At 61.9% G+C, this 11,064-nt stretch carries 5 protein-coding genes and 1 tRNA gene; 4 read left to right on the top strand and 2 right to left on the bottom strand.

Annotated elements, in window-relative coordinates:
* Nucleotides 1–5: 5 nt before the first annotated feature.
* Nucleotides 6–81, top strand: a tRNA-Phe gene (locus Q0G18_RS07630).
* 119 nt (nucleotides 82–200) lie between these two features.
* Here Q0G18_RS07630 and Q0G18_RS07625 read toward each other — a convergent pair.
* Complete coding sequence (locus Q0G18_RS07625) at nucleotides 201–1,175, bottom strand: FAD:protein FMN transferase (protein ID WP_297151567.1); 975 nt, start codon at nucleotides 1,173–1,175, stop codon at nucleotides 201–203.
* 426 nt (nucleotides 1,176–1,601) lie between these two features.
* Between Q0G18_RS07625 and Q0G18_RS07620 the strand changes: the two genes are divergently transcribed.
* The gene (locus Q0G18_RS07620; protein ID WP_297151563.1) at nucleotides 1,602–2,945 is read left to right on the top strand and encodes a (Fe-S)-binding protein; all 1,344 of its coding nucleotides are present in this window, start codon (nucleotides 1,602–1,604) and stop codon (nucleotides 2,943–2,945) included.
* A 212-nt stretch (nucleotides 2,946–3,157) separates the two neighbouring features.
* Entirely contained in the window at nucleotides 3,158–9,853 is a 6,696-nt protein-coding gene (locus Q0G18_RS07615; RefSeq protein WP_297151560.1) for a leucine-rich repeat protein, read from the top strand.
* 277 nt (nucleotides 9,854–10,130) lie between these two features.
* Here Q0G18_RS07615 and Q0G18_RS07610 read toward each other — a convergent pair whose 3' ends face one another.
* Nucleotides 10,131–10,595, bottom strand: coding sequence for a hypothetical protein (locus tag Q0G18_RS07610; protein WP_297151557.1), 465 nt, complete (start codon nucleotides 10,593–10,595; stop codon nucleotides 10,131–10,133).
* A gap of 125 nt (nucleotides 10,596–10,720) precedes the next feature.
* Between Q0G18_RS07610 and Q0G18_RS07605 the strand changes: the two genes are divergently transcribed.
* A complete protein-coding gene (locus tag Q0G18_RS07605) occupies nucleotides 10,721–10,975 on the top strand; it encodes a dynein gamma chain protein (RefSeq protein ID WP_296059321.1) in 255 nt (84 codons plus the stop codon).
* Nucleotides 10,976–11,064 lie beyond the last annotated feature (89 nt).

Here is an 11,064-nt window from a genome sequence, read left to right as displayed (position 1 = left end):
CATATGGTCAGGTAGCTCAGTTGGTAGAGCAGCGGACTGAAAATCCGCGTGCCGAGGGTTCAAGTCCCCCTCTGACCACCATAAACTCAAGACCCCGCTTCGGCGGGGTCTTTTGTATCTCAGGCTTTCCGTTTCCTCCGCGATTCAATTGAACACCCCCGAGCGGAACGAGGGGTGAAATTCAGCGTCGATGGGCTCCGCTACGATTCAAGCACGTCCCCGTTGCGCGTGACGAAAATCGCCTTGCGGATGGCGGGATGTTCTCGCGCGAAGGCGAGCCCCCGCGCGGTGCCAAGTGCGAGCAAGGTGGTGGAATACCCCTCGGCGTCGACCGATCGGTTGGCGATAACGGTTGCTCCTGCGGCGTCGGTTTCCACGGGCATCCCCGTTTCGGGCGAGAGGATATGGTGGTAGAACTTCCCGTTGACCTCGCAACAGCGTTCGTAGATGCCGCTCGTCACCGCGGACGCGTCGCGAAGCGGCACCGCTCCCACGATAGCGCCCTCGTTGATGGGGTCGCGGATTCCGATATTCCACGCTGTGCCGCCGGGCTTTTCCCCGTGCGCTACCACGTTGCCTCCCAAGTTGATGAGGAAGTTCTCCAGCCCCGTTTCGACGAGGGCGTTCATGAACCTGTCAGCGATCCATCCTTTGGCGATGCCTCCGACGTCGACCGCAGCTTGCGGGTCGGTGAGCTGGGCGAAATGGCGCCCGCCCTCTTCCCATACGCGGACGCCGCGCCAGTCGACATGAGCGACGGCCTCGCGAAGCGCATCCTGCGAGGGAATAATCGCGCGCCGCAGATCCCACAGTTGCACGGCAGCGCCCATCGTGATGTCGAATCGCCCGTCGCTGTCGGCGCAGTAGGAAAGCGCGCACTCCAAAAGGTCGGCCGTGTCGCGCGAAATCTCGATAGGGATGCCTTTCGCCCTGTTCAAGCGTGAAATATCGGAATGGGGAAGCGTTCTTGAGAAGAGCCGCTCGAACCTGCGCGCCCCCTTGCGCACGCGCTCGAAAGCAGCGAGGCAGGCTTGCTCGGGTGCGAACGCCTGCAGCGTGATTGCGGTGTTGAACGCGAGGAAGCGCTGCGCGACCATGCCTGCCTCGTTGGGGCCGCTTGTGTCGAGGAAGTCTTCTTGCGGAATCGCGTCTTGTGCGATGCCTGCTTCATTCATGCTATGCGCGCTCCTTGCAATGTGCGACGGCGAGGGAAAGTGCCAGCTCGCAGGTTCCTTTTGCAATCTCGGTGGCTCCTCGTTGCGAAAGCTCGCAGCCTGCAGCCGCCAGGCAAGATGCGGGAATGATTGCCTTGTTCGTGAACCGATTCATGGCTGCATGGTAGCAAACTCTTGTGCTCCCTTGCCGCCACGCAATCTGCCTGCGCGCAACCACGCCCGATAAAAAGGTATCCCGCTCGCTTTGCGCTTGGGTGCTCGCATTCGGGTCGCTTTGCTCGCCCCTGGAGTCGCGTTCGGGTTCGTTGCCTATCCTTTCGCGAGATTGCCCCGCCTCGTGGCGTTTCTTCGTATGCTTCGGGTTTCTTGTGCGCTACACTGTTCCTCATGAAAACGGGGCAATTCAAACAAACGAGGGTGCGGAAATTGACCGCAGACGAGCTGGCCGAGATCGACCAGGCGGCTTCTCCTGCGCTCAGCATGCTTTCACGCTGGGCAAACAAGAAGATGCAGTGCGCGCATTGCAAGCGCTGCACGCTTCGCTGCGAGGTGCTCAAGGAACCTGGCCTCGATGTGGGCACGGTTCAGGAAGCGTACGACCGCATCATGTCCCTTCCCGCTGACGAGCGCCCCGCCGCGGTGGCCGAGCTCATGCAGTCGAACTACGACATGTACCACGCGCTTCGCCGCTGCTGCTTCTGCGGTTACTGCACGGCGGACTGCGCGGTTCACATGCTCGCCCCCGACCGTATGCGCGACTGGCGCGAGCTGTTCATGCAATCGGGGCTCTACCAGCCCGAAAAGCTCACAATGGTCGACAACGAATGGCATATCTTCAGCGCCTACCGCGCCATCTTCGGCATTGGCTATCCTGAAATCGTCGCACTGCGCGACGCGGCGGCGTACGAGCCGGGAACGTTCGATATGGTGTTCTTCCCCGGGTGCTCGCTCGTGAGCTACGCGCCCGATCTGACCCGCCGCGTGGGCGAATGGCTTACCGCTGCGGGATTCAAATGGTGCATGTCCGACGACTGCTGCGGAAGTCCGCTCATGAGCGCGGGCTTCTTCGATCGCGCCGCGGCGCATCGCGAGAAGATCTTCGAGCAGATAAAGGCCGCGGGCATCACGCGTATGATAACCGTTTGCCCTGGTTGCGGTGAAGAATTCGCCGAGCTTATGGCCGACGATATCGATATCATCCCGCTGCCCGAGCTCATCTTGGAGCGCGGTCGCGAAATGGAGCGCACGGCAGGGGTCGCACTGCGCGCCGATGGCATGCCGGAAGACGTTGACGCGGCGGTTCGCGCGGCGGGGCTTTCCCCCTCGATCGTGCCCTCGGTCACGGTGTTCGACTCGTGCCACGATCGCCACGACGGGCGCCATGGCCGGGCGATTCGCGGCGTGCTGCGTCGCTATATGCCGCAGGTTGAGATTCGTGAGATGGACGAGCGCCGCAAGCAGACGCTGTGCTGCGGGGCGGGCGGCGCCGTTGCAGGCTACGACCCCGACATCACGAAGCGCCGCGTCATGCGCGTGGTTGACGAAGCCCGCTCAACGGGCGCGAACACGCTTGTCACCATGTGCCCCACCTGCACGTACACCATCGCGCAGGAGAATCTGTCCGCAGCGCCCGAGCGCGTGATCGACAGCCATAACTATCTGGAGCTGTTCTTCGGGCAAACTATCGACTGGGCGGTCGTCTTCGACCAGCTTGGCTCCATGTGGACGGGCGAATACGGTCCGTGGCTGAACGCCACGTTCTTCTCGTAAGGAACCTTCGGGATTCGCATCGACCTTTTCGCGCTTCGGCGCTTTCGCCCCTCGGCGAAGGCTCGATTTTGAGCGCTCGAAAAAGGGCTGGTCAACATCCTGGTTCGCATATATGAACCTAGGCAACATCACTTGCTTTCTCATAATGATGAGATGGATTGGCACCGTTTCCTGCCGGTTTAAACTCATCCCCCGAAGGCGAGGAGGCTCCTATGAGCAAGAAGAGCAAAGCGAGAAGAAAGGTCCTGGCGTGCGCTCTCTCATGCGTGCTCGCGTTCGGGCTTGTGCCGGCGCCCGCGTTCGCCGAGGCGACCGAAGGCGCGGGCGCATCGGTTGCGGAAGAAGGCGCGCCCAAGGCGAGCGGGCAAGAGCTCACGGCTTCGGGCGAGCAGGCGGCTTCGAACGAGCAGGCGGCTTCGGCCCCATCGGCCTCGACCGAAGACATCGCGCTTCAGGGCGACTCGTCCGAGGCGACCTACGACGCGGAAGCCGAGCGCTGGGCCACGTCGAAGGGCGTTGCGGGCATAAAGACTGAAAGCGACAGCGGGTATGTGGAAGGCGCAACCACGCCCGCCCAGCTGTACTTCACTATCGATGGGGAAACGAACGAGATTACCGTCACCGGTATCGATAATGGCGCGACGGCGGCCGAGGTTCCCGAAGCCATCGACGGCAACCCCGTGGTCGAGGTCGGCGGTTTCCAGGAGCGAAAGAACCTGAAAACCGTGACGTTTGCCGAGCGTTCCCAGGTGGCCAGGCTTGGCTCGCGCGCTTTCGCCGAGTCGGCCATCGAGACCATCGCGCTGCCCGACAGCCTGAAGTCGATGGGCGAGTCGGCGTTCAGCGAGTGTCAAGGTTTGCGAGCCGTGAACTGGCCAAACAACTCCGAATTCACGGCCATCCCCGAATATGCGTTTCAGGGGTGCAAGTCGCTTTCCGACGACGTGGTGGCAAGTATTCCCGCCAGCGTGACCGTGATCGGCCGCGCAGCGTTCGTGAATTGCGCGTCCGACACCTACGGAGGCGGCACGGACGAGCCGTTCACGGAAATCGTGATTCCCGACACGGTGAAGCGCATCGAGTCGGGCGCCTTCCGGGAGTGCACCCATGTTCGCTCCGTCGTTATCGGTTCTGGTGTGGAATACATCGGCGACCAGGCGTTTTACCACCTATCGAACGGCGCTGGGGGCGCAATCCCGTCCTTTGAGGGCGTGGAGGTGGTGATTCCCCAAAGCGTGAAGTCGATGGGGGAAGACGTCTTCAACAACGAAATCAACGAAGCGGACGGCTCCGGCCAGACGATATGCAAGCGCAACGCGCCCTTGCTGCGCGTGATGAACCCCGACTTCTCGTTTGAAAGCGGCGGCTCGCTGGAGCTTGACGGACAGCGTTGCAAAAACCCCTTCTCCATCGGGCAAACCATCATCGCCTATGCGTCCAACTCGGAAGGCACACCGTCGTGGATCAAGCGCTTCGCCGACTCCGTCGCGGGGCAAATGGACGAGAAGAACCCTGGTAAACCCGCCTACACGTTCCAGTGGATGGAAGAGCAGGTGCAGGTTTCGGGCAAGGTTCCCGCGGGCGCGAGCGTGACGCTTCTGCAAAACGGCAAGCGCACGGCGGTCGAAGTGGCCGCGGACGGCACGTTCAAGGCGCTCGCGTTCACGAACGCGTCGGCGACCGTGTGCGTCTCGCTTGCCGGTTACTACGACAAGGCAATCACGCGCCAGGCATCGGAGATGGCGGGCGAATGGAGCGTCGGCGAGATCGTCACGAGCGGTGAGGGAGCTAACTGCATGGAGAGGGTTCCCGTCTCGCGCAACATGGCGGTGAACGTGATGGCGCAAACGAGTTTGAACGACGCGGGCAGCCCCGTCTATGAGCCGATGGCGCTTGCCGACGGGCTTACGCTCACGCTTTCGCGGGGCACCACGCCGCTTGAAGAGGGCGAGGGAAAGGATTTCGAGCGACAGAATTGGGGATTCGTGCTATCGGAGACGCTTTCGGAGGCGAACGCGGAGCTCACGCTTTCCGTCGAGCCCGACCCGGCGCTGAAACTCGCCGGCGCGACGGTTGCGGCGAAGCCCGAGGCGGGGGCCTTCGACGTGAAGCTTCTGAAGCTGGGAACCGCAACGGTGCAGGTTAAAAGCTCGTTTGCGGGCGCAAGCACCGTCATGGCGTTCGATGCGCAGGGTAAGCTCGCGGCGAGCGGTGACACGGCGTTCATGGGCTACGACACCGATAAAGCAACGCCTATCATGAAGGCGAAGACGCCCCAGCTTGCAGCGGGCGAATACACCGTTGTCGCGGTGAGCCAAAGCGGCGTGAAGCTTACCGCGCCGACGCTCGCCGCGTTCGAGCTCGCGGGGCTTGAAGAGGGCAAACAGTACGCGAAGACGACGATTGCCATCGAGAACGGCAAAGATAAGCTTGTCGTGCTGGAGGCACCCGCGTTCGACGTCTCCTCGTGGCGCAAGAGCGCGGGGATCGAATCCTGCGGCTTCATCGCGCGAAGCAGCGCTGTGGTCGAGGGCGGCGAAATCTACCTGCGTGCGAGCTATACGCTCCGCAACGGCACGAAAGCGACGAAGCTTGCGCTCTCGCTCGCGGACGACCAGGTGGAATATCCCAGCGCCAGCACAATTATTCGCGGCGAGTCACGTGATGAGTGCAAGCGCTTTAATGGCGCATTTTCCGACGGCGCCTTGATCTTTGACCTTTCGAACGACGATGATGCGGGCGCATCGCGTGCGATCGACATCTGCCTGACCCCGAAGCTCAAGCAGGCGTACAGCGTAAGCGCATCGCTCACGCTGGAAAACGGCGCCACGGTGCCTCTGGGCTCGGCGGCATTTGATGTAGTGAGTGGCTTCATTTCGCTCGATTCCGACGAGGCAGACGCATCTGGCAACAAGGCGCTCGTGTATGCTCCGTACGACAAGTATGTGGCCCTGAGGGCTGGCGACGGCGATGGAAGCCCCGTTGCGACGGGGCTGGTCGGTGGGTACGGTTACGCGTCGCTCACGTACAATCTTCCCGCTGGCACGATCATGAACGAGCGGGTAAGGCTGACGGCGGCCTACGGCGACAGCGAAGAAGAGGCGTGCACGGCCCTTGCAGGCAAACCCTGCGACACCGCCTACGTGAAGTACGTCCCCCGCGCAAAGGTGAGCACTTTCAAGGTGACCAATCGCGGCTACACGCAGACGCTTATCGAAAACGGCGAGGAAACGAGGAAGGGCCTCGTCACGCGGCATCAGCTCGCGAACAAGCGCAACGCGTACTGGACGTTCGACCTGACGCTTAGCACGGCCAACGGGGCGAAGCTGCAAGACGGCCTGTCGCTTATGGTGCTCTGCATGGGCGGGCAGACGGTGCAGATTCCCCTGAAAAAGCGCGAAGAAGGACAGAACGCGGCGCGCTTCACCGGCGAATACGTCGATGAGGGCTATCTCAAGATGGTGAAAGACTGGGAGGAAGATGGTAGGCCTTTCAGTTTAGGTTCCTATGAGAACGTGTTCGTGCCGCAGACCTACGCGATCTCGACTACGTCGCTCGGGCTCGTGGTGGTCGACGCTGAAATCACGATGAAGAAGGCGAATGAATCGGCCGACAAGAAGAAAGCCGAGTTCAATAGCGTGTTGGTGAAGGGAAGCGGCGAGCTTGCCGATGAGGCGAAAGCGATCGACGAGGAGTTCGACAAGCTGATCGACGGGATTGCGGAAGATTTGGCAAAGGACAGCGAGGGCGTGAGCGCCAAGGAGCTGGCCAGCGCCATTAAGAGCCAGGTTGGAAGCGCTTCGGCCGTTCTCGGCGGCTCGGGCAATGCCGACGGCATCACCATCGACAAGATGATCTTCGAGGACGCCTACAGTCCCGATGACGAATGGTACGCCGATTGGGCGGCTGCCGAGGCAAATGCCGACCCCGCGACGAAGGCGGACATCGCCGCCATCAAGAACGCCGTTTCCCAAAACGATGCCGCGCTCAAGCGCTGCGAGGACGAAATCGGCAAGATGATCGGCGTGGGCTCGCTCACCCAGTACGACTCGTGGACGGACGCCTTCACCGCGTCGCTCGCAAAGAACGCCGGCGTGAAAGTGAAGCGGAGCAAGGTAAACCCGAGCGGATATCAGCAGTTCGGCGGCAACGCGGGCTTCAAACCGAAAGACGACGACACGATCAGCGGCTATTCGGCGTATATCTACGACAACGAAAGCGATGACGAGGACCCGATCTATCTCGAGGCTGACTTCGAGGACATCGCCGAAAGCGACCAGCAGCTTTCCGTCGACACGAACAAGATAGCCGTCGCCGCCAGCGCGTACGAGAACATCACGAGCATGGTGACGTCTCGCCGCAAGGCATTCACAGCACTTGGGAATAAGGTCGGCGTCGACGAGCTCGCGGGCAAGGTCTCGCGGAACCTGCGCCGCCTGAAGGGCATGGAGGTCGAAGCCAAGATGTGGGGCGTGTCCGCAAAGATGAAAAACCCGATCGGCGCCGGCTTAGGCGCGCTCGATGCGGGTTTCTCCTGCTATGCGGCGAATGACGCGATCGGCAACTACGAGGCTTCGTGGACGGCATACAACCAGCTCAAGGGCGACCTTGAGGGGTTGGAGATCCAGCGCGACAACCTCGCGCGCAAAGATCCGAAGTCCGAGGACGACATAAAATGCCTCAACGCCATGAATAAGGAGCTTGCCGAGGGCTACATCTTTCGCGATCTGCTTGAGGTTCAGGCGTACCAGGACGAGTCGAACGCGAAGGTTGCCATCACGCTGACGGCGGGAAGCGCTGCGGCAACGCTCGCGAGCGGCGGCACGGCGGGCGTGGCCATCATGACTACGGGAGCGCTGAACGACGCGTCGTCGGTTACCGCGAACACGCTGCGCGCCGAGAAGCTCAACGAGGCCCAGGCCAATTACGAATACGCGCGAGCGCTTCGCGAGCGCTCGTGCGAGGGTAAGATCGTGATGAATCCGGGCGAGATGACCGACGCGCAGCTCGCCGAGCGCGCAGGTCACGGTGATGCCCACGCTCAAACCGCGCTCGAGGCGCGCTACGCCAAGTACCGCGCGAACTGCGCCGTCGATCCGTCGGGCTTCGTGTACGAAGCGGTGGAGTCGAACCTGGTCGAGGGCGCGACGGCGACGATTTGGGAAGCGGATGATGATCAGGGGGCGAACGAGCGGGAATGGAACGCCGAGCCTTACGAGCAGGAAAACCCGCTTACAACCAACGCGAACGGCGTCTTCAACTGGGACGTTCCGACGGGATGGTACCAGATTCGCGTGACGAAGGCGGGGTATGGGGAGGCGAGGTCCGCATGGCTTCCCGTGCCGCCCATCCAGCTCGGCATCAAGCTGGGGCTCGTGTCGACCGACGCGCCAACCGTAGCGCGCGCGAACGCCTACACCGACTGCATCGAGATTGAGTTTTCGCAGTACATGGATGCGAGCTCGGGCGCTGTGGATGCGCTTTCGCTTGCGGGACTCGATGACGTCGCGTTCGAATGGATCGAGGCGACGGACGGAGCCGGCGGGAAGAAGCTTTCCAAGGTGCTGCGCATAAAGCCCGCGACCCCGCTTCCTGCAGGGTCGAAGGTGAGCCTTGGTCTTTCGGGTGCGAAGAATTACGCGGGCGCAACGGTCGCCGGCGGCACATGGTCGAGCGGCGAGCTTACCGTTGGCATGCGCCCAGCCGAGCTGAAACTCAACATTGAGCAGGGAATATCCGTTATCGAAGGTGACAAGGCCCAGGTCGTCGCATACGTGCGAGACGCAAGCGGCAATCCGCTTCCGGGCGTGAGGGTGAGCGCGGCGATCGATTCCACCGAAATCGCGTCGCTTTCCGCCGGTGCCGTGACGACCGATTCCGAGGGCAAGGCGACGTTTGACGTGCAGGGCGTCCTCGCGGGGCTGTCGGGGCTTTTCGTCGCTGTTGACGATACGACGCTCGCGAAGGACGTCGACGTGCGCGTCTGCGCTGACCAAGTGCGCCCCGCTCGTCCGGTAGCGACGCTCGGCAGCGTAACGCTTGATGCATCGGCTCCTAAGGAGAACTACGTCACGGTACCGTGGGGCACGCGTCTTGTGCTTTCCGCCGAAGAGGGCGCGACCATTTACTACAGCACGAACAACACCTGCCCGTGCCGAGACGAGGGTCGCATCGTCTACGCCGGCCCCATCACGCTGACGGAGAACGGCTACTACCGCATCGCGGCCTACAAGGAAGGTCTGGAAGACGAGTATTCCGAGCGGCTGAACATCACGGTGACGGTCGAGGGCGAGGGTCCTGGCGGCCCCGACGAGCCCACCTTCAGCGACGTCGACTACGGGGAGTGGTACGCACCTGGTGTTTCATTCGTGGTTGCGAAGGGGCTCATGCGTGGCTACTCGGATTCCGATGCCTTCGGCGTGGGGAACAGCCTGACGCGCGCCGAGCTTGCGATGATCCTCTGGCGATACACCGACCCCGACGCCGCAGCAGCGTTTGTCGCCGAAGAGTCAAAGAACGAGACGGGCCTTCCCGATGTGGCGAATGGCGAGTGGTACACCGGAGCTGCGAACTGGGCTGTTTCGGCGGGCGTGATCAACGGTTACGAAGGGGAAAACGGCGAGCGCACGGGCTTCGGACCGAGCGACCCGGTGACCTGCGAGCAGCTGCTGCTCATCCTGTACAACCTAAAGGGCGCGCCTACCGACCCGTCGTCACTCGGGTCCATCACCGATGCCGACGATATCTCGCCGTGGGCGCGAACCGCTGCCGCCTGGGCGCTTCATGTGGAGCTCGTCAAGGGCTACGAGCTTGAAGATGGGACCCGAGCGCTCGTTCCCGGCGAGTCCATCGCGCGCGAACGCGTTGCTATGGTGCTGAGAAACGCATTTGAACTGGGAATTCTGTAGGGACAAGGGATCTGAGGGCTGATCTAAGGAGTGTCTTTAAAGGCCGAAGCGTCTCGCAATTTGCGGAACGCTTCGGCCTGATGTGTCCTATTTCTCTTTGAGGATAAATATATCCTTGACGTGGAATAATTGAAGGGCTATTCTTCTAATCGTTCCAAAGATTTCTCCTCACTCCACTCGTCCGAGAACAAGGCCGCCTCCCCCGCGGCCTTTTCTCGTTTCCGGGGATGATTTGCGCACGTACGCGGCGAGGCTGCGAATGACGGCCTGCCTTCTCCTATTTCCCCAGGCGGGGAAGCTTCTTGAACAGCGCCCAGGCGCGCTGCTTCCCCTCGGGGGTCTCAAGCATGCCCTCCAAATCTCGAAACGCTACGGCGTCGCGGCAGAAGATGCGACAGGTCTCGTCGACAGGGACGTTTTGCCGATAAGCGCGCGCGAGCCGGGCCGCTGCGGCGGCATCCGTCGCCACGATCGCAAGCGGATCGATTCCTTCCACAAGGGTGAACAGGTCGACATCACCGAGCGGGATCTCGTCGACGGCGAGGGTCACGAAGGCCAGCGCGCCGCCGTAGCCGAGGGCGGCCATCGAGCTTTCAAGGGCATGCTGCGCTGTCTCGCTTGCCTTGCGGGAGCCGATTGCGCAAGCGAGTGTCGTGCGCGACCCCGACACATAGTCGGCGTACAGGTCCCAAACGAGGCTGCCGTTCGCCTCATAAATGTTACTTCTTGTGGATTCTTTCACATCAATCCCCCATTGGGTGGCCTGAAGGGGTATACCTGAACCCATGATAGCAAGAAACAAAGTGCCGGGTTTGCGATTGTGCGCGAGATGCGCCTATTCGCCCGACGCGATGAAGGAGGCTGCTTATGTGCACGAACGGTATTAACACGGGTCAATTTTCCCAGATGATCGATCAGATCGACGATCACATCAAGCTGGAGCGCCGCTGGGCCCATACGCTTGCCCACCAGGCGGGCGATGCCGGCTTTGCGCAGACGAACGAGAAGCTCCACAACGTGCAGGCGCTGCTCGACGACGTGCGCGCCATGCTCGACGAGGCGAAAGACGCGCTCGAAGACGACGCGGAAAACGCTCCTGGTGTCACCGTAAACCTCGTGTAAGCGGCGCGCGTCATGAGCAACGACCTCATGCGCTTCTCGGTGGCGATGCCCGAGGAGCTTTTGATGCGCTTCGACCAGCTGGTCGCTCG

The organism is uncultured Ellagibacter sp. (assembly GCF_934636505.1).
In the GTDB taxonomy this organism is placed as follows: Bacteria; Actinomycetota; Coriobacteriia; order Coriobacteriales; family Eggerthellaceae; genus Ellagibacter.
Note: the sequence above shows the minus strand (reverse complement) of the source record. Positions and strands in the feature narration are given on the sequence as shown.